The 19,671-nt window shown below is 72.4% G+C and carries 20 protein-coding genes and 1 riboswitch; of the genes, 9 read left to right on the plus strand and 11 right to left on the minus strand.

Annotated elements, in window-relative coordinates; genetic code table 11:
- The first annotated feature begins 18 nt into the window (after positions 1 to 18).
- Positions 19 to 810 carry a helix-turn-helix transcriptional regulator gene (locus AB0H37_RS20590; RefSeq protein ID WP_360614413.1) on the plus strand — a complete coding sequence of 264 codons (792 nt, stop codon included), beginning with the start codon at positions 19 to 21 and terminating at the stop codon, positions 808 to 810.
- Here the strand turns inward: AB0H37_RS20590 and AB0H37_RS20595 are convergent.
- From AB0H37_RS20595 to AB0H37_RS20610, 4 genes are all read right to left on the minus strand, one after another.
- Complete coding sequence (locus tag AB0H37_RS20595; protein WP_360614415.1) at positions 788 to 1,882, minus strand: NAD(P)-dependent alcohol dehydrogenase; 1,095 nt, start codon at positions 1,880 to 1,882, stop codon at positions 788 to 790. The two genes, AB0H37_RS20590 and AB0H37_RS20595, sit on opposite strands and share 23 nt — an antisense overlap.
- Before the next feature lie 10 nt (positions 1,883 to 1,892).
- Positions 1,893 to 3,161, minus strand: coding sequence for a cytochrome P450 (locus tag AB0H37_RS20600; protein WP_360614417.1), 1,269 nt, complete (start codon positions 3,159 to 3,161; stop codon positions 1,893 to 1,895).
- 107 nt (positions 3,162 to 3,268) lie between these two features.
- The gene (locus AB0H37_RS20605; protein ID WP_360614419.1) at positions 3,269 to 4,036 is read right to left on the minus strand and encodes a crotonase/enoyl-CoA hydratase family protein; all 768 of its coding nucleotides are present in this window, start codon (positions 4,034 to 4,036) and stop codon (positions 3,269 to 3,271) included.
- A gap of 17 nt (positions 4,037 to 4,053) precedes the next feature.
- Positions 4,054 to 5,814, minus strand: a complete 1,761-nt coding sequence (locus tag AB0H37_RS20610; protein WP_360614421.1) for an acyl-CoA dehydrogenase family protein — start codon at positions 5,812 to 5,814, stop codon at positions 4,054 to 4,056.
- Between the two features lie 91 nt (positions 5,815 to 5,905).
- On the opposite strand from AB0H37_RS20610, the gene AB0H37_RS20615 reads away from it, so the two are divergent.
- Together AB0H37_RS20615 and AB0H37_RS20620 are read left to right on the plus strand one after the other, a co-directional pair.
- Complete coding sequence (locus tag AB0H37_RS20615; RefSeq protein WP_329097805.1) at positions 5,906 to 6,637, plus strand: PaaX family transcriptional regulator C-terminal domain-containing protein; 732 nt, start codon at positions 5,906 to 5,908, stop codon at positions 6,635 to 6,637.
- A 160-nt stretch (positions 6,638 to 6,797) separates the two neighbouring features.
- Entirely contained in the window at positions 6,798 to 7,829 is a 1,032-nt protein-coding gene (locus AB0H37_RS20620; protein WP_360614423.1) for a hypothetical protein, read from the plus strand.
- Here the strand turns inward: AB0H37_RS20620 and AB0H37_RS20625 are convergent.
- The 7 genes from AB0H37_RS20625 to AB0H37_RS20655 form a co-directional block, all read right to left on the minus strand.
- Complete coding sequence (locus AB0H37_RS20625) at positions 7,798 to 8,622, minus strand: hypothetical protein (RefSeq protein ID WP_360614424.1); 825 nt, start codon at positions 8,620 to 8,622, stop codon at positions 7,798 to 7,800. The genes AB0H37_RS20620 and AB0H37_RS20625 overlap by 32 nt on opposite strands.
- Positions 8,623 to 8,797: 175 nt before the next feature.
- Positions 8,798 to 9,922: a zinc-dependent alcohol dehydrogenase family protein gene (locus AB0H37_RS20630; RefSeq protein ID WP_329097800.1), complete on the minus strand. Its 1,125-nt coding sequence runs from the start codon at positions 9,920 to 9,922 to the stop codon at positions 8,798 to 8,800.
- Positions 9,919 to 10,335: a thioesterase family protein gene (locus AB0H37_RS20635; RefSeq protein WP_179838087.1), complete on the minus strand. Its 417-nt coding sequence runs from the start codon at positions 10,333 to 10,335 to the stop codon at positions 9,919 to 9,921. The genes AB0H37_RS20630 and AB0H37_RS20635 overlap by 4 nt, the downstream gene beginning before the upstream one ends.
- A gap of 232 nt (positions 10,336 to 10,567) precedes the next feature.
- Complete coding sequence (locus tag AB0H37_RS20640; protein WP_329097798.1) at positions 10,568 to 11,179, minus strand: superoxide dismutase; 612 nt, start codon at positions 11,177 to 11,179, stop codon at positions 10,568 to 10,570.
- A 141-nt stretch (positions 11,180 to 11,320) separates the two neighbouring features.
- Positions 11,321 to 11,479, minus strand: a complete 159-nt coding sequence (locus AB0H37_RS20645) for a hypothetical protein (protein ID WP_179838089.1) — start codon at positions 11,477 to 11,479, stop codon at positions 11,321 to 11,323.
- Positions 11,480 to 11,534: 55 nt separating this feature from the next.
- The gene (locus AB0H37_RS20650; protein ID WP_360614427.1) at positions 11,535 to 12,530 is read right to left on the minus strand and encodes a ribonucleotide-diphosphate reductase subunit beta; all 996 of its coding nucleotides are present in this window, start codon (positions 12,528 to 12,530) and stop codon (positions 11,535 to 11,537) included.
- Positions 12,531 to 12,571: 41 nt separating this feature from the next.
- Positions 12,572 to 14,908 (minus strand): ribonucleoside-diphosphate reductase subunit alpha, encoded by a 2,337-nt coding sequence (locus tag AB0H37_RS20655; RefSeq protein WP_360614429.1) that lies wholly within the window; start codon positions 14,906 to 14,908, stop codon positions 12,572 to 12,574.
- Between the two features lie 157 nt (positions 14,909 to 15,065).
- A riboswitch (cobalamin riboswitch) is annotated at positions 15,066 to 15,209 on the minus strand.
- Between the two features lie 159 nt (positions 15,210 to 15,368).
- On the opposite strand from AB0H37_RS20655, the gene AB0H37_RS20660 reads away from it, so the two are divergent.
- The 6 genes from AB0H37_RS20660 (at position 15,369) to AB0H37_RS20685 (ending at position 19,636) form a co-directional block, all read left to right on the plus strand.
- A complete protein-coding gene (locus AB0H37_RS20660; RefSeq protein ID WP_329097791.1) occupies positions 15,369 to 15,998 on the plus strand; it encodes an MFS transporter in 630 nt (209 codons plus the stop codon).
- 76 nt (positions 15,999 to 16,074) lie between these two features.
- Positions 16,075 to 16,785 carry a YcnI family protein gene (locus AB0H37_RS20665; protein WP_329097790.1) on the plus strand — a complete coding sequence of 237 codons (711 nt, stop codon included), beginning with the start codon at positions 16,075 to 16,077 and terminating at the stop codon, positions 16,783 to 16,785.
- Positions 16,782 to 17,315 carry a copper resistance CopC family protein gene (locus AB0H37_RS20670; protein ID WP_360614432.1) on the plus strand — a complete coding sequence of 178 codons (534 nt, stop codon included), beginning with the start codon at positions 16,782 to 16,784 and terminating at the stop codon, positions 17,313 to 17,315. Before AB0H37_RS20665 ends, AB0H37_RS20670 begins: the two co-directional genes overlap by 4 nt.
- Before the next feature lie 70 nt (positions 17,316 to 17,385).
- Positions 17,386 to 18,153, plus strand: coding sequence for an antibiotic biosynthesis monooxygenase (locus AB0H37_RS20675; RefSeq protein ID WP_360614434.1), 768 nt, complete (start codon positions 17,386 to 17,388; stop codon positions 18,151 to 18,153).
- A 46-nt stretch (positions 18,154 to 18,199) separates the two neighbouring features.
- A complete protein-coding gene (locus AB0H37_RS20680; protein WP_179838095.1) occupies positions 18,200 to 18,883 on the plus strand; it encodes a GNAT family N-acetyltransferase in 684 nt (227 codons plus the stop codon).
- Between the two features lie 216 nt (positions 18,884 to 19,099).
- On the plus strand, positions 19,100 to 19,636 hold the full coding sequence (locus AB0H37_RS20685; RefSeq protein ID WP_360614436.1) for a GNAT family N-acetyltransferase: 537 nt from the start codon (positions 19,100 to 19,102) through the stop codon (positions 19,634 to 19,636).
- Positions 19,637 to 19,671: the final 35 nt, after the last annotated feature.

Raw genomic sequence — 19,671 nt, forward strand, 5'->3', positions numbered from 1 at the left:
CCACGATGAGTACTCTCGATGAGCATGCACACGGTCGGGGAGCTCCTGCGGCAGTGGCGGCATCGCCGGCGGCTCAGCCAGCTCGACCTCGCGATCGCCGCCGACATCTCGGCCCGGCACGTCAGCCTCGTCGAGACGGGAAAGTCCAACCCGAGCGCCGCCATGGTGCTGCGGCTCGCGGACCAGCTCGACGTGCCGCTGCGCGACCGCAACCGGCTGCTGCTCGCGGCCGGCTTCGCGCCCCGGTACGCCGAACGGCCGCTCGACGACGACGCGCTGTCCGCCGCCCGGAACGCCGTCGAGCGGGTGCTGCGCGCGCACGAGCCGTATCCGGCGCTGGCGTTCGACCGCCGCTGGAACCTCGTCATGACCAACCGCGCCGTCGATCCGTTTCTCGCCGAGGTCGACCCCGAGCTGCTCCGGCCGCCGGTGAACCTGCTGCGCCTCGGCCTGGACCCGCGCGGCCTCGCCCGCCTGGTCGTCAACCTGTCCGACGTGCGCGCGGTGTTCCGCTCCCGGGTCAGGCGCCAGCTCGCCGCCGCGCCCGACCCCGGACTCGCCGCCCTCTACGAGGAACTGCTGGAACCCGGTCCCGAGGACGCGCCGGCCGATGCCGACGTCACGATCCAGATGATCGTCCGCATCGGGGGACGGGAGCTGCGGCTGTTCTCCACCATCACCACGTTCGGCACTCCCCTGGACATCACGCTGGACGAGGTCGCCATCGAGTCGTACTACCCGGCGGACGCCGAGAGCGCCGCCTACTTCGAGGACCCCGGGAGGGGGCTCACGGGATCAGGACGGGCTTGACGACCTTGCCGGACGTCGTGTCCGCCTCCGCCTCGTTGATCTGGGCGAGCGGGTAGGCCGTGACGAGCCGGTCGAACGGGAAACGGCCCTGCCGCCACATTTCGATCATCCGCGGGATGAACGTGTGCGGGACGGCGTCGCCCTCGATGATGCCCTTGACCGTCCGCCCCATGAGCAGGAGGTTCGCGTCCAGCCGGTATTCGGCGGCGCCGACCCCGACCAGGCCGCAGACGCCGGTGGTGCGCAGCGACGCCACCGCCGTCGAGACGACCCCGGGGACGGCGGTGGAGTCGAGGGCGTACTGCACGCCCTCGCCGCCGGAGATCGCCCGGATCTGTCCCGCGATGTCGTCGTCCGCCCCGTTGAGAACGTGGGTGGCGCCGAGCTCGCGGGCCAGGTCGAGCCGGGACTCGTGCAGGTCGACGGCGACGATCGTGGAGGCGCCCGCGATCCGCGCGGCCATGACGGCGGCCAGCCCGACCGCGCCCGCGCCGAAGACCGCGATGCTGTCGCCCGCGCGGACGCCGAGCGAGATCAGCACGGAGCCGGCGCCGGTCTGCACGCCGCAGCCGAGCGGCCCGAGCACGTCGAGGGGGACGTCCTTGACGACCGGCACGACGTTGTGCGCGGTCCCGAGGGCGTGGCTCGCGAACGACGACTGCCCGAACCAGCGCGTGTGGACGGGTTCGCCGCCGGGACCGGTGGCGCGGGGCGTCCCATCCAGCGGCATCGCGAGCATGTTGAGCGCGGTCATCTGCGGGCAGGCGCCCGGCCTGGCGGCGCGGCAGTTGGCGCACGCCCCGCACGAGTCGAACGACATGACCACGTGGTCGCCGACGGTGGGGCGGGTGACGCCGGGGCCGACCGCCTCGACCACGCCGGAGCCCTCGTGCCCGAGCACGACCGGCTTCGTGACGAGGTCGCCGGGGATCCGGCCGAGCATGTCGGTGTGGCACATCCCCACGCCCGCGACCTTGACGAGGATCTCGCCGGGCCCGGGGTCGGCGAGGTCGAGCGACTCGATCGTGTAGGGGGCGTCTGCGGCGCGCAGCACCGCGGCTTCGATCTGCACCGGGGGTTCCTTAGACGAGGGAGTAGCGGATGGGGAGGCGCTTGAGGCCGCCGACGAAGGTGGTGGCGATGCTCTCCGGCGCCCCGGCGAGCTCGATCGAGCCGAGGCGGGGCAGCAGTTCCTCGAAGAAGGCGCGGACCTCGATGCGGGCCAGGGCCGCGCCCAGGCAGTAGTGGACGCCGAAGCCGAACGCCAGGTGCTTGTTCGGGTCGCGCCCGACGTCGAAGCGGAACGGGTCGTCGAAGACCTCTTCGTCCCGGTTCGCGGACGGGTAGGACAGCAGCACCGCCTCGCCCTGGCGGATCGTGACGCCGCGCAGGTCGTAGTCCTCGGTGGCGGTGCGCATGAACTCCTTCACCGGCGTGACCCAGCGGATCATCTCGTCCACGGCGAGCGGCATCAGCTCCGGCTTCTCGCGCAGCCGCAAGATCTGGTCGGGGTGCTCGATGAGCGCGTGCAGGCCGCCGGCGATCGTCGCGCTGGTGGTGTCGTGCCCGGCGGTCGCGACGATCACGTAGTAGGACGCGGTGTCGAAGTCGTTGAGCGGCTCGCCGTCGATGCGCGCGTTCGCGATGGCGGAGGCGAGGTCGTCGGTCGGGTGCCTGCGGCGCTCCTCCGTCAGGCCCTGGAAGTAGGCGAAGAAGTCCAGGAGGACCTGGAGCTTCTCCTCGTTGGTCGTGCCCCGCTGGAACTCGTCGTCGTCGCCGCCGAACAGCTCCTGAGTCAGCTTCAGCATGCGGTCGAAGTCGCTCTCCGGCAGGCCGAGCAGCGACAGGATCACATACAGCGGGAAGTGGACGGCGACCTCCTGCGCGAAGTCGCACTCGCCGCCGAATTCGACCATCCGGTCGACGTACCGCTTCGCCAGCTCGCGGACGCGCGGCTCCAGAGCCCGCATCGCGCGCGGCCGGAACCAGTCCGCGCCGATCGCCCGGATGACCCGGTGGTCGGGGTCGTCCATGTGGACGAGCGTGCGCAGCGCGATGCCCTGCTCCGCGCGCTGCCGGTTGAGCGCGTCGAACTCGGCGGTGCCGAGCACCGGGCGCGGCGCGTTGAGGAAGAGCTGGTGGTTGCGCTCGATCTCCAGGACGTCCTCGTGCTTGGTGATCCCCCAGAAGGGCGTGTAGTCGGGGGCCTCCACCCGGTGCACCGGGGACTCGCGGCGGAGCAGCGCGAGGGACTCCTGGAACCGCCGGTCGTCGGCGTAGGCCTTCGGGTCGGCGAGCGCCAGGCCCGCCTCCTCCACGGTCAGCGTCATCGCTTCGCTCTCCTCGGTCACGGCGGCCGCCCCTCAGGAACCTACGGTCCCGAATTGCATTCGGTCAACGATCTACGGCTGATGTCGAACGGGGTCGTGCCGGCGGGCACGGGCGGCGGACGGCGGGCTCAGATGTCGGTGAAGTCGCCGTGCCGGCCGCGGCCGCTCGCGAACCGTCCGGCGCCCTTGATCGCATCCTCCATGGAGGCCAGGCCGTGGCGGTACTCGGCGGCGATCGCCTCGTCCTCGGCGAGGCCCTCCGCCTCCAGCGACGACAGCCGGTCGCCCCGCAGGCAGGTCTGCGGGAAACGGGCCAGCCCGGCCGCCAGTTCCTCGGCCGCCTCCCGCGCCTTCCCCAGCGGGACGAGCCGGTTGGCGAGGCCGATCTCGAACGCCTCCCGCCCGTCCACGGGCCGTCCGGTGAGGATCAGGTCCATGGCGCGGCTCGCGCCGATCAGCCGCGGGAGCCGGACCGTCCCGCCGTCGACCAGCGGGACGCCCCAGCGCCGGCAGTAGACCCCGAACGTGGCCGTCTCCTCGGCGACACGCAGATCGCACCACAGCGCCAGCTCCAGGCCCCCGGCGACGGCGTGGCCCGCGACCGCCGCGATGACCGGCTTCGACAGGCGCATCCGCGTGCAGCCGAGCGGCCCGTCGGCCGGGGGCGGGTCCAGGCGCGGGCCTCGGTCGGTGCCGACCGAGGTGAGGTCGGCGCCGGAGCAGAACGCCCCGCCCTCGCCCCACAGCACCGCGACGCTCGCGCCGTCGTCCGCGTCGAACGCGCGGAACGCGGCGGCCAGCTCGCGCGCCGTCGGCCCGTCCACGGCGTTGCGCGTCGCCGGGCGGGACATCACCACCGTGGTCACCGGGCCGTCCCGCTCGATCCGTACCGCCACGCGGCCTCCCCAGCTGGCTAGTCGTCGGTGAACGCGCCGTCCGCCAGGTCCTCGAAGCGTTCGAGGTCGTCCGCCGGGTCGTCGATGCCCCGCAGCGGACCGGGGTCGGCGAGGTGTCTCCGAGCGTAGAGGCGCGCGACCAGCGCCTTGCGGTCCTCGCCGGAATCGGCGCGCTCCCATCCGGCCTGCTCCAGCAGCAGCGCCGCCGCGTACACGTCGGCCATGTACTGGGCGAGCGGGTAGAGGCGGGCTTCGGCCAGGGTCCTGTCGAGCCCGCGCCACTTCTCGATGGCCTCGCGGAGATGCCCGATGCTCTGCCCGACCAGCGCGGCCGTCTCGTCGTCCCCGCTGGGCGCCTCCTGGAGGCCCTGGGCGAGCCGTTCGAGGAACGGCTCGTGCGCCTCCTGCCGCTCGATGGCGCGGCGGACGTCCAGGCACAGGATGTTGTCGCCGCCCTCCCAGATGGGGTTGACCTGCGCGTCCCGGAGGATCCGCGCGACCGGCCACTGCTCGATGTAGCCGTTCCCGCCGTGGATCTCGATGGCGTCGCTCGCGGCCGTCACGCCCAGCCGGGCGGCCCGCAGCTTGATGAGCGCGGCCCCCAGGCGCAGCCGGGGACGTCCCAGGTAGCCGTCGAACACGAGCGCCTGCACGGCCTCGGTCTCCACGATCAGCTCGGCGAGCTTGCGGCGCATGAGCGGCTGCGCCCCGAGCGACGTGCCGAACGCCTCACGCGCCCGCGCGTAGCAGAGCGACTCGACGAGGGCCCGCCGCGCGCAGCCGAGGCCCATCATGGAGATGCCGAGCCGGGCGCCGTTGGTCAGCTCCATCATGCGGGCCAGGCCCCTGCCGTCCCCGCCCTCTCCCGCGCTCGACGCCGGGGCCAGCAGGAACGCCTCGGCGTCGATGAACTCGATCTCGGCCGACGCCACCGACCGCGTGCCGAGCTTGTCCTTGAGCCGCCGGATCCGGACGCCGTTGCGCGAGCCGTCCCGCCGCTCCCGCAGCACGAGGAACGGCGCGATGCCCCGGACCCCGTCCACGGCCCCCTCCGGCTTGGCCAGCACCACGAACGCCGAGCCGCCCGCGTTGGAGGCGAACCACTTGAACCCGTTGAGGCGCCAGGCGTCCCCCTCCCTGGACGCGGTCGACTCCAGCGCTCCGAGATCCGAGCCGCCCGACCGCTCGGTGAGCAACTGCGCGGCCTCGCCGGACATCTCCCCCGCCGCGAACAGTTCCCGCACCCGTGCCTTGACGTCGTCCGGCGCGAACATCTCCGTCAGCCCCACGACCATGTCGCCGCCGGTGCCGAGCGCGCACGCCATGCCGATGTCGGCCTGGTCGAGCAGGTAGCTCCAGGCCACGCCCATCGGCGCGGGGTCGACGCCGCCGCGCCTGGCCTCGGCCACGAAGTCGGGCCGGGTGAACGAGGTCGCCACGATGTCCCGGCGCGCCGCCTCGAACGAGGGCGGCATGACGACCTCGCTGATGTCGCGTCCCCACCGGTCGTACTTCTCCAGGCGCGGCGGGTTGCGGTCCGTCTCCTCGGCCCGCTCGGCGATCGGCCCGCCCATCAGCGCGCCCATCTCCCTGAGGCGGGGCTCGGCCCAGCCGAAACCGTCCCCCAGATGCCGCCGCATGAGGAACCGCAGTGTGGGGTCGCAGTCGTACCAGTTGCGGCCGGCCGCGCCCCGGTAGCGCTCGGTGGCGTAGCGGCGCGCCTTATCCGCGCCCCCGAACGGCAACCGGTCGAACGACTCGATGAGGTAAGACGCCATGACCCGACATTACACTTATAGCTCACGCGACAAAAAGACTGTAATCTGAGGATGAGGCCACCCTCCCTCCCGGGTAGGGTCACCACCAGCCATGGACAGCCTGGAGATTCGCCCGCTCACCGCTCGGTCCGTCGTCCTGAGCACGCTGCTGGGCGTCCACCCGCCCCGCCTCCCGGCCCGCTACCTCGTCCGCGTCGGCGACCTCTTCGGCATCGCGGAGGGGACGATCCGGGTGGCCCTCTCGCGCATGGTCGCCGCCGGCGACCTCGTCCAGGCCGGCGGGACCTACGCCCTCACCGAGCGCCTCCTCGCCCGCCAGGCCCGCCAGGACGAGGCCCGCCTCCCCCCGACCCGGCCGTGGGACGGCGCCTGGGAGATCGCCGTCATCACCGCCGAGCGCCGTCCCGCCGCCGACCGCGCGGCGCTGCGCCAGGCCATGTCGACGCTGCGGCTCGCCGAGCTGCGGGAGGGCACCTGGCTGCGCCCGGCGAACCTGACGCGCCCGCGGCCCGAGCCCGTCGTCCGCCAGTGCACCTTCCTCACGGGCCGCCCCGAGGACGACCCCGCCGCCCTGGCCGCCTCCCTCTGGGACCTGGACGCCTGGACGGCCAAGGCCGACGCCCTGCGCACCGCCCTGGCCGGGGCGACCGCGATCGCCGAGCGCTTCACCTACGCGGCGGCCATCCTGCGCCACCTCCTGAACGATCCGCTCCTCCCCCCGTCACTGCTGCCCGCCGACTGGCCAGGGCCCGACCTGCGCGCGCGCTACGAGGCCTTCGAGGCCGACTTCGAGCAACTCCTCACCACCCACGTCCTCGCCTGAGGCAGGCGTGAAACGCTCCTGGAGCATCGCGGCGGCGGTCTGCGCCGCGGTGTGCTTATCGATCACGCAAGCGGACACGGCCGCGCACATCCCGCCGCGCCTGACCGCCTTCCGCTACGGCGACAATCCCGTCTTCCGGGTCTTCTCCTTCTTCGCGCCCATGACGCCGAACGACGCCGTCGGCCCCCATCTGGCACCGTGGATCTGGCCGCTTCGACTGGGCGTCTACCTGCTGACCGCCGCGCTCGTCTATCTCACCGCCCGCTCCGTCACGGCCAGGACGAGCCTCGTCAACGCCCTCCTTCGCTGGACGAGCGTGGTGATGCTGGCCTTCGGAGCCGGCGAGGTGGCGGCGCTGACGATCGTGATCGTCTCCGGGGCGGACGACGTGTCAGGCGTTTCGCCGGCGATCCATATCGACACGCGGTGGGACCGCCACTTCTGGTCTTCCGACGGGATGTTCGCGGGTGTCGGCATGTCGCTGTGGATCGGGCTCCCGCTGATCGGCCTCTACACGGCCCACCGCGTCTGGCGGGCGAGGCTGCCCGGCGACACCCCCGGCGTGCTCGCGAGAACCGTGGGCGACCTGCCGGGACGAGCGCGCCACGTCGCCACCGTCGGCGTCATTCCCGCGGTATGCCTGGCCCTTGTCGGCGGCGCCACGCCATTCGTCTCCCCCGGCGATGGCCGGATCTCGCTGCCCAAGGCACTGTCGAACATCTCGCTCTATCCGAGACTGCGGCCGAAGCCACCGCCGAATGTGGTCGACGACTGGCTCGCCCCCAAGGACGGCGAAAAATTGATGCTCTATTCCGGCATCAGCGAGAGTTGGCCTGTGTCGACCGTCGTGGCGCTCGTTTTCCTCGTGCTGCTGTGGCTGATGCTGTGGAAGGTCGTCTCGGCACTGGAACCGGGGGCGCGCCACGGCACCCTGTACGCGTTCCTCTTCGGCTGGTCGGTCATCGTTCTCACCGGCGCGCTGACCGCGATCTTCCATGCGGCGCTGTCCCGCCTGACGAATGACGGCATCGGCTTCGGGACGCAGGTGACGCTCATCCTGCCCTTCGCGATGCGGTTCGGCGTCGTCTGGGGCTGGCTCGTCGGGCTGGCCGTCGCCTTCTCCTGCCGGAGGAGCGGGCGCCCGGCCTTGGTGGCCGCGCCTACGGACACTCCAGCCGGGACGACGCCTTGAGAAGCCCGGCGTACTTGGACGCCGACACCTTCGTGTAGTGCTGCCTCGCGCACGTCAAACCGTCCAGGAACACGGCCTGGTACCGCGCGACATCGGGAAGGGTGCCGGTGAGCGCGAACAGCCGGTTCCCCGGTGCTCTGATCGACATCCGGTGGCGCCCACCGCCCGCGATGTAGTCGACCTGCACGCTCCACTGGCAGTACGGCCCTTCCCGCCCCGTGGACTTGTCGGGGTGCCCGATGCTCGCCACGATCGCGAGCGTCTCCTTCCTGCCCTTCTCCAGGGTCACCCGCCGCGCCTTGGACCCGACGAAGAACGGGGAGAGCCTCCCGCCCTCGTTCCGCTGGAAGACCGGGCGCGGGCGGGGGCCGTCGATCACGAGGTAGAGCGCGATCTTGTCCCCTCCTCCCGCGGCCTGGTTCGTGACGAGCGCGCCCGACGGCGCCGGACCGCACCGCGGGGCCGCCATCACCGGGCGGACGTCCACGATCTCCACGTCCTCGTTCCGCCGGGTCTCGACGGTGATCTCCCAGCGGGACGAGCCGACGTCGATCGCGCCGTGCGCGGCGAGCCATTCCTCGTCCAGCGAGTCGGGCGGCGCGTCGCGGGCGGAGAGCGCGTTCCCGCCGCCCTTCGGCGCCGGCACGAGGATGTCGTTGCCGGTGTCGAGGTCGTGGTGGATGTCGACGACCCGGATGGCGTCGCCCGCGGACACCGAATCGGCGACCTCACCGGGCGTCAGCCACCCCTCGGCCACCGCCCGGAGCGTGTCCTGGAAATAGGCCGTGGTCACCGCCATGACGATGACGACCAACCAGGCGAACGGCCGCTGATGCCAGGGTCTTCGCGAGGGAGGCCCATGCGCGCTCTTCGGCTGCCTGCGTGAACGCCCCGGCCGAGTGCTCATTCATGCCCGCATCGCTCGCCCACAATGGTGAATTAAGACGATAGCACGCAATTTCGTTCATTCAAGGAAATGTAATCAGCTGGCGGACGGCCTCGGCGGAGTGGAGACGGTCGAAACCCGTGTTGATCTTGTCGAGCGGGAGACGGCCGCTCAGGAGGGCGTCCACGGGGAGGGCGCCGTCGCGGTACAGGGCGATGAAGCGGGGGACGTCCCGCCGGGGGACGCAGGAACCGAGGTAGCTGCCGCGCAGGGTCCGCTCCTCGGCGACGAGGCTGAGAGCGGGCAGGGTCAGCGGCGCGCCGGGGGCGGGGAGGCCGACGGTGACGGTCGTGCCGCCGGGGCGGGTGGCGGCGTAGGCCTGTTCGAGGACGGCGACGACGCCCGTCGTGTCGACGACCTTCTCCGCGCCGCCGGACGTCAGGTCGCGGATCGCCTCGACGGCGTCCGGGCCGCCCGCGACGGGACGGGCGCCGAGGCGCTCGGCGAGGTCGCGCTTGGAGGCGACGACGTCCACGGCGAGGACGGTGGAGGCTCCGGCGGCCTTGGCGGCGAGGACGGCGGACAGGCCGACGCCGCCGAGGCCGAACACGGCGACGGTGTCGCCCGGCGCGACGGCGGCGCTGTGGAGGGCGGCGCCGGCGCCGGTGAGGACCGCGCAGCCGAACAGCGCGGCGACGTCGAAGGGCAGGTCGCGGTCGATCTTCACGGCGGAGCGGGACGAGACGACGGTGTACTCGGAGAACGCCGAGACGCCGAGGTGGTGGTGCGGGCGCGTGCCGTCCGGGGCGCGGAACCGCCGGCCGCCGCCGAGCAGGGTCCCGGCGCCGTTGGCCTGGGCGCCCGGCCCGCAGAGGGCGGGACGTCCGGCGACGCAGCGCTCGCAGTGCCCGCACGCCGGGACGAACGCGAGCACGACGTGGTCGCCGGGCGCGAACTCGGTGCCCGGCCCGGTCTCCACGACCTCGCCCGCGGCCTCGTGCCCGAGGGCCATCGGCAGGGGCCGCGGCCGGGACCCGTTGATGACGGACAGGTCGGAGTGGCAGAGCCCCGCGGCGCCGATCCGGACCAGGAGCTCGCCCTGGCCGGGCGGGTCGAGGCGCAGGTCGGCGATCTCCAGGGGGCGGGACGCGGCGTACGGGGCGGGACGGCCCGACTCGACGAGGACGGCGGCGCGGGTGGCGGTCATGCGGCCAGCAGCTTCTGCATCTCGGAGCGGACCGTTCCGGTGATCTCGACCGGGCGGCGGGTGTCCCGGTCGACGAAGACGTGCACGAAGTGGCCCTCGGCGATGAGCGCGCCGTCCGACCCCCGCAGCATGCCGATCTCCCAGCGGACGCTGGAGCGGCCCAGCTTGCCGACGCGCAGCCCGACGCGGATCGTGTCGGGGAAGGCCGCCTCGGCCTTGTACTCGCAGTGGGACTCGACGCAGAGCGCGATCGAGCCGGAGGCCGCGGGGTCGAAGCCGGCGGTCCGGATCATCCACTCGTTGATGACGGTGTCCATCAGCGAGTAGTGGACGACGTTGTTGACGTGCCCGTAGACGTCGTTGTCCTTCCACCGCGTCGGGACGTTCTCCCAGTACAGGTACTCGCCGGTCATGAGGAGCAGACTAGGGGCGGGGCAGCGGTGGCGCCGCACCGCCCTGGCACAACGGTGACCGTGCAAAATCTCGGCCGGGTGCGTGAGGGCGCACGCCCAACCGCTCGTGCCGAGCGGGTCGCGCGGCCGGCAAGGCGGAAGCGGCGTTCACCAGGCCGCGGGGAAAGGTTCTGAGCACGATCCCGGCCAGGTGAACGCCGCCCCCTCAGCGGCGCCGCGCGGACGCCGCCGTCTATCGGGAGGAGCCCGTGCGGACCGCGTCGAAGCGGGCCTTCACGTCCGTCCAGTTCACGAGCGACCAGAGCTTCTCCACGTAGTCCGGGCGGACGTTGCGGTACTGCAGGTAGTAGGCGTGCTCCCAGGCGTCGAACACCAGCAGCGGCGTCGTGTTCATGCCGATGTTGCCGTGGTGGTCGTAGACCTGCTCGACGACGAGGCGCTCGCCGAGGGGCTCCCATGCGAGGACGCCCCAGCCGGAGCCCTGCACGGTGGAGGTCGCCGCCGTGAGCTGCTTCTGGAACGCCTCGAACGCGCCGAAATGCTCGTCGATGGCCGCCGCCAGTTCGCCGTCCGGGCGGTCGCCGCCGTCCGGCGACAGGTTGTCCCAGAAGATCGAGTGCAGCACGTGGCCGGAGAGGTTGAACGCGAACGTCTTCTCCAGGCCGACCAGCCCGCCGTACTGCTCCTTGTCGCGCGCCTCGGCGAGCTTCTCCAGCGTGTCGTTGGCGCCCTTGACGTAGGCGGCGTGGTGCCGGGAGTGGTGCAGCTCCAGGATCTCGCCGGTGATCGCCGGCTCCAGTGCGGCGTAGTCGTAGGGCAGGTCGGGAAGCGTGTAGTCGGCCATGAGGCCACTATTGCAAATGATTCGCAGTTACGTCCATTGCGCAACACGGACCGGACCCGCCCCCGGTTGCGGGGACGGGTCCGGTCTCGGTGCGGGTCGGGATCTCGGGTGCGGTGGGCTCGGTCGGGGCGCGGTCGGGGGTCAGTGGCGGCGGCGCCCGCCGCCGCGTCCGCGCGACAGCAGTCCTCGGATCTTCGCCTGGGTGCGCGGGTCCCGGGCGAGCCGTTCCGCCCGGGCACGCGCCTTGCGGCCCTGCGGGCTCCGGGCGAACCGCATGATGCGGTCGATGACGGAAGGCATGTTCTTCCTCCTCGGCCTTGTCTTCACGGTTCAACGACTGCCCGTTCCGAAAGGTTCAGAACGCCTCGTCGAGCGCGACGGTCCCCTCGACGCCGATCTGGTAGGCCGAAACGCGGCGCTCGAAGAAGTTGGACAGCTCCTGGACGTCCTGCAACTCCATGAACGCGAACGGGTTGGCGGTGCCGTAGCGGGCGGGCAGGCCGAGCCGGACGAGCCGCTGGTCCGCGACGTACTCGAGGTAGGCGCGCATGTCGTCCGCGCTCATGCCGGGCAGGCCGTCCCCGCACAGGTCGCGGGCGAACGCCAGCTCCGCCTGGACGGCCTCCTCGATCATCCTGGTGACCTGGGCCGTCAGCTCCGCGTCGAACAGGCCGGGTTCCTCCGCCCTTACGGTGTCGACCACGGAGAACGCGAACTCCATGTGCATTGACTCGTCCCGGAAGACCCAGTTCGTCCCGGACGCGAGACCGTTCAGCAGGCCGCGCGACCGGAGCCAGTACACGTAGGCGAACGCGCCGTAGAAGAACAGCCCCTCGATGCAGGCCGCGAAGCAGATGAGGTTCAGCAGGAACGCCCTGCGGTCGGCGGCGCCGCGGAGCTCGTCCAGGGAGCCGAGCGAGTCGATCCAGCGGAAGCAGAACTCCGCCTTGGCCCGGATGGACGGGATGTGCTCGATCGCCGCGAACGCCTTGACGCGCTCGTCCTGATCGGGCAGGTAGGTGTCCAGGAGGGTCAGATAAAACTGTACGTGCACGGCCTCCTCATATAGCTGCCGCGACAGGTAGAGCCGGGCCTCCGGCGCGTTCACGTGCTTGTAGAGGTTGAGCACGAGGTTGTTCGCCACGATCGAGTCGCCGGTGGCGAAGAACGCGACGAGCCGGTTGACGAGGTGCAGCTCGGCGGGCGTGAGCCGTGCGAGGTCCGCCATGTCGGAGGCGAGGTCGACCTCCTCGACCGTCCAGGTGTTGCGGATCGCGGCCCGGTACCGCTCGTAGAAGTCCGGGTAGCGCATCGGCCGCAGCGTCAGGTCCATTCCGGGATCGAGGAGCATGCCCCGCCTTTCCTCTCCCCTGTGCCCTTCCTCTCGCACGGTCACTGGCACGCCTCGCAGGTCTCGGGGTTCTCCAGGGAGCAGACGGCCGCGGCGACCGTCGTCTGCGCGATCCGCGTCGCCGGACGGGACCGCAGGTAGTACGTCGTCTTGAGCCCGGCCCGCCACGCGTAGGCGTACATCGAGGAGAGCTTGCCGATCGTCGGCGTCTCCATGAACAGGTTCAGCGACTGCGACTGGTCGATGTAGGGGGTGCGGGCGGCGGCGAGGTCGATGAGCGCCCTCTGCGGCAGTTCCCAGGCCGTCCGGTAGAGCGACAGCATCTCCTCCGGCAGGTCGACGAGCCCCTGGACGGACCCGTTCGCCTTCTTGACCGCCTCGCGGACGGCCGGCGTCCACAGCCCGAGCGACTTCAGGTCCTCCACCAGGTAGCGGTTGATCTGGAGGAACTCGCCGGACAGAGTCTCGCGCTTGAACAGGTTGGACACCTGCGGCTCGATGCACTCGTAGCAGCCGGCGATGGAGGCGATCGTCGCGGTCGGCGCGATCGCGACGAGCAGCGAGTTGCGCAGGCCGACCTCCGCGACGCGGGCGCGGAGCGCGTCCCAGTCGGCGGGACGGGACGGCGCCGCGTCCGGGAAGTGGTCCAGGTGGAGCAGGCCGCGCGCGGTGCGGGTCGCGGCATAGGCGGGCAGCGGGCCGTGGGCGGCGGCGAGGTCGGCCGACGCGTTGTAGGCGGCCAGCGCGATCTCCTCGGCGACGCGGGTCGACAGCTCGCGCGCCTCGTCGGAGTCGAACGGCAGGCGCAGCGTGAAGAACACGTCCGCGAGGCCCATCACGCCCAGCCCGACCGGGCGCCACTTGCGGTTGGCCGTCTCCGCCTCGGGCGTGGGGTAGAAGCCCCGGTCGATGGTGCGGTCCAGGAACCGGACCGCGGTGCGGACCGTCGACCGGAGCCGCTCCCAGTCGACGCCGGACGGCCCCACGTGCGCGGCCAGGTTCACCGATCCGAGATTGCAGACGGCCGCCTCGCCGTCGCCCGTCACCTCCAGGATCTCCGTGCAGAGGTTGGACAGGTGGACGACCTTGCCCGGCTCGGCGGTCTGGTTGCAGGCGCGGTTGGCGGCGTCCTTGAACGTCATCCAGCCGTTGCCCGTCTCGGCGAGCGTCCGCATCATGCGTCCGTACAGCTTGCGGGCCGGGACCTGGCGGACGAACCGTCCCTCCCGCTCCGCCGCCCGGTAGGCCGCGTCGAACTCGTCGCCCCACAGGTCGACCAGCTCGGGGACCTCCTTGGGGTCGAACAGCGACCACGCCGCGTCGGCCTCGACGCGGCGCATGAACTCGTCCGGGATCCAGTTGGCCAGGTTGAGGTTGTGGGCGCGGCGCGCGTCCTCGCCGGTGTTGTCGCGCAGCTCCAGGAACTCCTCGACGTCGGCGTGCCACGGCTCCAGGTACACGCACGCCGCGCCCTTGCGGCGGCCGCCCTGGTTGACGGCGGCGACGGACGAGTCGAGCGTGCGCAGCCACGGGACGATCCCGTTGGAGTGCCCGTTCGTGCCCCGGATCAGCGAGCCCCGCGACCGCACCCGCGACCAGGAGATGCCGATGCCGCCCGCGTACTTGCTGAGCCGCGCGACCTGGCCGTACCGGTCGTAGATGGACTCCAGCTCGTCGCGCGGCGAGTCGAGCAGGAAGCACGACGAGAGCTGCGGGCGGCGGGCCCCGGAGTTGAAGAGCGTGGGCGAGCTGGGCAGGTACGACAGGGTGCTGAGCAGCGCGTACAGCTCGGCGGCCTCGTCCACGGTCGCGGTGTCGCCCGTGGGGGGTCGGCCCTCCGCACCTTCCGGCCCGACATCGTCGGGGAATTCGCCGGGGAAGACGAGGCCGCAGGCCACCCGGAGGAAGAAGTGCTGCGGCCGTTCCAGGACGAGCCGCGACCGCGGATGCCTGAGCAGGTACCGGTCGTAGACCGTCCGGAGCCCGAAGTACTCGAAGCGGTCGTCGGCCCCGTCGTCGATGAGCGCGTCGAGGGCCACCGCGTTGGCGGCGACGAAGGCGGCCAGGTCGTCCGCCAGGAGGCCCTCCCGGTGCGCGGCGGCGACGGACCCGGCGAACGTCCGGACGCCGGCGGCCGCGGCCTCGTCCCGGATCCGGCCGCCGAGCAGCCGCGCCGCGGCCTTGGAGTACCCGGGATCGGCGGGGATGAGCGCGGCGGCCTCCCCGATCGCGAGGTCCCGCAGGGCCGTCGCGTCCAGCCCGTCCGCGGACCGGACCGCGGCCAGCACCCGTCCGGCCTCGGCGCCCGGTACCCCCTCGCAGGCCGCCTCGACCTCGATGGCGATCTCCGCCGGCGGCGCGGCCAGAACCTGTGTCACGTGCATCTCCCCTCGCATGCCGCCTCGCGGAGGCATGCGAACGGCGCGCGGCGGTCGGCCGCGCTCCGTCCCCGGCCCACCCGCGAGGCCTGGACGTGTCGATCCGGGACGGACCCGGAACCCCGATGAGGCCGGTCTCCCGGTCTCGCGTGCGGGCAGGTCTTCGGACTCGCGGGCACCGCCTCTCCCGAGGCGTCCTACTGGCCGTCGCTTCCCGGGCCGCCGGGCCCAGTGCTCGATGACGGCGGTCGTTCCCGCTCACCGCTGCGGGGCAGTCCCGGATTCCCACCGGGTTCCCTCTCACGCCGCCCCCGCCGCGAGCGGCGGGGGCGGACCAGCACGGGACTGAACCCTACATCTAGTCGACGATCAACGCACAACCCCAAGATGTTGGGCGTGTCGGCGGATGTTCGGGGGCGGCTGGGCAGAGCGCGCCGCGGATGGGACGATGGGGGCCGTCATGAGCCCCCATGCGCCGCAGCCGCTGTTCCGGCCCGCCCGCGCGGTGGTGTTCGCCACCGTGTGCGCGACGCTGGCGACCCTCGGGCACGTCCTGGCGGGCGGCGCGGCGGTGCCGGCCTGGGCGGCGCTCACGGGCTTCGGCGCCGTCCTCGGCGTGACGCTGATGCTGGCGGGCCATGAGCGCTCGCTCGCGACGATCCTGGGCGGGCTCCTCGGCGGGCAGTTCGCCCTGCACACGCTGTTCACCGCGGCGGCCGCGTCCCACCACGCGCCCGAGGCGCACGCCGCCATGACGGGCGCCGTGGAACCCGTCGCGGTCCCCGCCGCCCACGGCGGCAACGGCCTGGTGATGACGCTCGCGCACTGCACGGCCGCGCTGGTGGCCGCGTGGTGGCTGCGGCGCGGCGAGCGGGCCGCGTGGTCGCTCGCCCGGCGGATCGCCGCCCTCGCGGACCGTCCGATCCGGCTGCTACTGGCCCTGCTCGCCGTGGAACCGGCCGAGCCTCCGGCCCGCCCCCTCCGGACGGTGCCCGCGGCGGCCGCCGTCACGGCCACCGGACGCGCCCTGCGGCACCAGGTCGTCCGGCGGGGTCCGCCGCGGCGTTCGAGGGCGCTCGCTCACTCCTGAGCCGGAGCGCCGTACGTCACCGGACGCCGGTTCTCGGCGCCCGGCCATTCCCGTACGTCTCGAACGGAGTTCCGCAATGCGCTTCCTTCCGCATGCCCGGCGCGCCGGCGCCGTCGCGTCCCTCGCCTCCCTGTCCGTGATCGGCCTGGCCGCGGCGGCGTCCGCGCACGTCACGGTCAACCCCAGGACCGCCGAGCAGGGCTCGTACTCCAAGGTCTCGTTCCGCGTGCCGAACGAGCGCGACGACGCCTCCACCACCAAGCTCGTGGTGAACCTGCCGACCGACCACCCGCTGTCGTCGGTGTCGGTCCGGCCGCTGCCCGGCTGGACGGTGAAGGTGGACAAGTCGAGGCTGCCGAAGCCGGTGAAGACCGAGGGCGGCGAGCTGACCGAGGCCGTCACGAAGATCACCTGGAGCGGCGGCAAGATCGAGCCGGGCCGGTTCGAGGAGTTCGACGTCTCGATGGGGCCGCTGCCCACCGACACCGACCAGCTCGTGTTCACGGCCGACCAGACGTACTCCGGCGGCGAGGTCGTCAAGTGGGAGGAGCCCCCGGCCGAAGGGGCCGACGAGCCGGAGCACCCCTCGCCGGTGCTGAAGCTCCTCCCCCAGGGCTCGACGGCGACGACCGGCATGACCGCGCAGGTGAAGCCCGCCGCCGCGACGTCGTCCGCGTCGCCTGACGACGGGACGGCCCGGCTGCTCGGCGGCATCGGCATCGCCGTCGGCGTGGTCGGCATCGCGGTCGGCGCCTACGGCGTGACCCGGGCGCGGAGCCGGGCATGACCCGGGCGGCGCTGCGCGGGGCCGCCGGTGCCGCGGCGTTCGCGGCCGTCCTGGCGACGACCGCGGTCCCGGCGTCGGCGCACACGACGCTGACGTCGGCGAGCCCGGCGAAGGACTCGACGGTCGCGGCCCCGTCCCAGATCGTCCTGACGTACGCCGACCCGGTACGGCTGCCGCGCGTGGTCGTGACCGACGGGTCGCGCAAGCAGTACCAGGCCGGGTCGGCGCAGGCGGTCGACAACAAGGTCACCCAGGCCGTCGGCGGCACGCTGCCCAACGGGAAGTACACCGTGGGGTGGCGCGTCGTCGCGTCGGACGGCCATCCGGTCGAGGGCACCTACACGTTCACCGTGCAGGGCTCGTCCGGGGCCGCCCAGCCCCCCGCACCCTCCCCGGTCCGGACGAACCTCGTCTCCACCGGGGATTCCGGGGGCTCGTCGGGCTGGCTCTGGATCGGTCTGATCGCCCTGGTCCTCGCGGCCGCGGCGGGCGCCGTCGCCTGGTTCCGCCGCTCGCCCACCCAGGATTGATCTTTTCGCTTCCGGTCGGATGATTACAGGATTACAGTGATAATCCGACCGGAAGCAGCCTGGGGGCACAATGATCGTCGAGTACATCCGCTACCGCATCGAGCCGCAGGACGCGGAGGACTTCGAGGCCGCCTACGCGCGGGCCTCCGTCCCCCTCGCCGCCGCCTCCGAGTGCGTGGACTACGAGCTGTCCAGGTGCGTCGACGAGCCGTCGTCCTACATCCTGCGCATCTGCTGGACGTCGGCCGACGGCCACATGCGGGGCTTCCGGGGCGGCGAGCACTTCCCCGCGTTCTTCGCCGAGATCAAGCCGTACGTCCAGCAGATCGAGGAGATGCGGCACTACGAGCGGACGGCGGTGCGCGGCGCCGGGTCGTCCGTCCCGACCATGTACGACTGGGCGGGCGGGAGCGAGGCGTTGGAGCGGCTCACCGAGCACTTCTACACGATCGTCCTCAAGGACGACCTGCTGCGCCCCCTCTTCGAGCACATGTCCCCGGACCACCCGAAGTGGGTCGCGGCGTGGCTCGGCGAGGTCTTCCGCGGGCCCGCGCGCTACAGCCGCGAGCGCGGCGGCTACCACCACATGGTGAGCCATCACCTCGGCAAGTCCATCACCGAGGCGCAGCGCCGCCGCTGGGTCTCGCTCCTCATGGACGCGGCGGACGAGGTCGCCCTCCCGGACGACCCGGAGTTCCGCGCCGCGTTCGCGTCCTACCTCGAGTGGGGCACCCGCATCGCCCTCGCCAACTCCCAGCCGGGCGCCGAGCCGCCCCTCGAAGCCCCCATGCCCCACTGGGGCTGGGGCGTCGCCCCGCCCTACATCCCCGCCGACTAGCATCCAGGGCGCTGATCCTCACGCACGGCCTGGGAGGTACCGCACCATGGCGGACCGGGACGACGTCGCCCTCGACGACCCCGTGGGCGAGTCGCTTCGCGGTCACCACGCGCACCTTGCCCGCCGGGTCGGCCGGGCCGCCACCTACCGGCCGGAGGTCTCGACCTTCTCGACGGTGTCCGCCGACCCGGGCCCGGCGGAGTGGGCCGACCTCGCCCGGCTGCTCGGCCGAGGCGAACTCGCCGACATGTTCAGCAGTCCGGCGGCCCCGCCGCCGGACTGGGAGCCGGTCTTCGTTCTCGAAGGCCTCCAGATGGTCTGGTCCGGGAGCGGCGAAAGCGAGACCGGCGTGGTGGAACTGGGCGCGGACAGCGTTCCCGAGATGCTCGACCTCGTCGCACGGACCCGACCGGGGCCGTTCTGGCCGCGCACCCGCGAACTCGGCGCCTATGTCGGCATCCGCGACGAAGGCGCACTGGTGGCGATGGCGGGCGAACGGCTCCGGCCTCCGGGATGGACGGAGATCAGCACCGTCTGCACCGCCCCCGAGGCGCGCGGGCGTGGCCACGCCGCACGCCTGATCCGCGCGCTCGCGACGCGCATCGCGGCCCGGAACGAACGTCCCTTCCTGCACGTGGCCGAGACGAACACCCCGGCGATCGCGCTCTACGAACGGCTCGGCTTCAAGACCCGGGGGCACGTGACGTTCCGCGGCTTCCGGGTTCCTTGACCGCCGCGGGCACCATCACCGCCGCGGACGCTCGGGCCCGTCGCAACAGGCGGAGACCGGTCGCACTAGGTGGGCCGGTCGTAGTACGCTCTGCGGCGTTCCTGCGACAGGGGAGGTTGATGAATATGGCCCGCGTGGCGCTTCTTCAGCACGCCCTTGTCCGGGCCGCCCGCGGTTGAGCGCGGCCCGGTCGTCCAGAACGACCAGGAGCCAGACTTGTCTTCTTCCGACCTGACCACATCAGGCCTGCCCGACTCAGACCCGGCCAACGCCGACCTGACCCACGCGGATCTGACCACGGACCGTCTCGTCCTGCGGCCGTGGACGCCCGGCGAGATCTCCGTCGTCGTGTCCGGCGGCAGGCTCGCCCATTGGGCGGACGACTTCCCCGCCGAAGGCGACCTCGCCATCGCCGGCTTCATCGCCGAACACCCGTCCGCGTTCGGCGAGCACGGCCAGCGCCAGATCATCGAACGGTCCACCGGCCTGGTGGTCGGCGCCGTCGGCCTGTTCTGGCCGCCCGCCGACGGGGCCGTCGAGTTCGGTTACGGCATCGTCCCGTCCCGCCGGCGCCGCGGGTACGCCACCGAGGCCGCCCGCGCGATCGTGGCGTTCGCCCTGACCGCGCCCGGCGTGGACAAGGTCGTCGCGACCGTGGAACCGTCCAACCCGGCGTCGGCCCGCGTCCTGGTGAACGCCGGCCTCCGCCTGGTCGGCACGGGCGAGGAGCTCATCACCTACAGCACCGCCTGACGGCGGGGCCGAGCGTCGTGCCGCCCTTCACCGCG

It is taken from the genome of Actinomadura sp. NPDC023710, assembly GCF_040639875.1.
Taxonomy (GTDB): domain Bacteria; phylum Actinomycetota; class Actinomycetes; order Streptosporangiales; family Streptosporangiaceae; genus Spirillospora; species Spirillospora citrea.

Bases quoted from the DNA above. Each gene is read 5' to 3' on its own strand.
- AB0H37_RS20635 (WP_179838087.1), bottom strand. From the start codon at position 10,335: ATGACCGGCGAGTACCTGTACTGGGAGAACGTCCCGACGCGGTGGAAG.
- AB0H37_RS20590 (WP_360614413.1), top strand. From the start codon at position 19: ATGAGCATGCACACGGTCGGGGAGCTCCTGCGGCAGTGGCGGCATCGC.
- AB0H37_RS20640 (WP_329097798.1), bottom strand. From the start codon at position 11,179: ATGGCCGACTACACGCTTCCCGACCTGCCCTACGACTACGCCGCACTG.
- AB0H37_RS20665 (WP_329097790.1), top strand. From the start codon at position 16,075: ATGCGCTTCCTTCCGCATGCCCGGCGCGCCGGCGCCGTCGCGTCCCTC.
- AB0H37_RS20675 (WP_360614434.1), top strand. From the start codon at position 17,386: ATGATCGTCGAGTACATCCGCTACCGCATCGAGCCGCAGGACGCGGAG.
- AB0H37_RS20615 (WP_329097805.1), top strand. From the start codon at position 5,906: ATGGACAGCCTGGAGATTCGCCCGCTCACCGCTCGGTCCGTCGTCCTG.
- AB0H37_RS20650 (WP_360614427.1), bottom strand. From the start codon at position 12,530: ATGCTCCTCGATCCCGGAATGGACCTGACGCTGCGGCCGATGCGCTAC.
- AB0H37_RS20620 (WP_360614423.1), top strand. From the start codon at position 6,798: ATGACGCCGAACGACGCCGTCGGCCCCCATCTGGCACCGTGGATCTGG.
- AB0H37_RS20670 (WP_360614432.1), top strand. From the start codon at position 16,782: ATGACCCGGGCGGCGCTGCGCGGGGCCGCCGGTGCCGCGGCGTTCGCG.
- AB0H37_RS20610 (WP_360614421.1), bottom strand. From the start codon at position 5,814: ATGGCGTCTTACCTCATCGAGTCGTTCGACCGGTTGCCGTTCGGGGGC.
- AB0H37_RS20680 (WP_179838095.1), top strand. From the start codon at position 18,200: ATGGCGGACCGGGACGACGTCGCCCTCGACGACCCCGTGGGCGAGTCG.
- AB0H37_RS20645 (WP_179838089.1), bottom strand. From the start codon at position 11,479: ATGCCTTCCGTCATCGACCGCATCATGCGGTTCGCCCGGAGCCCGCAG.
- AB0H37_RS20660 (WP_329097791.1), top strand. From the start codon at position 15,369: ATGAGCCCCCATGCGCCGCAGCCGCTGTTCCGGCCCGCCCGCGCGGTG.
- AB0H37_RS20630 (WP_329097800.1), bottom strand. From the start codon at position 9,922: ATGACCGCCACCCGCGCCGCCGTCCTCGTCGAGTCGGGCCGTCCCGCC.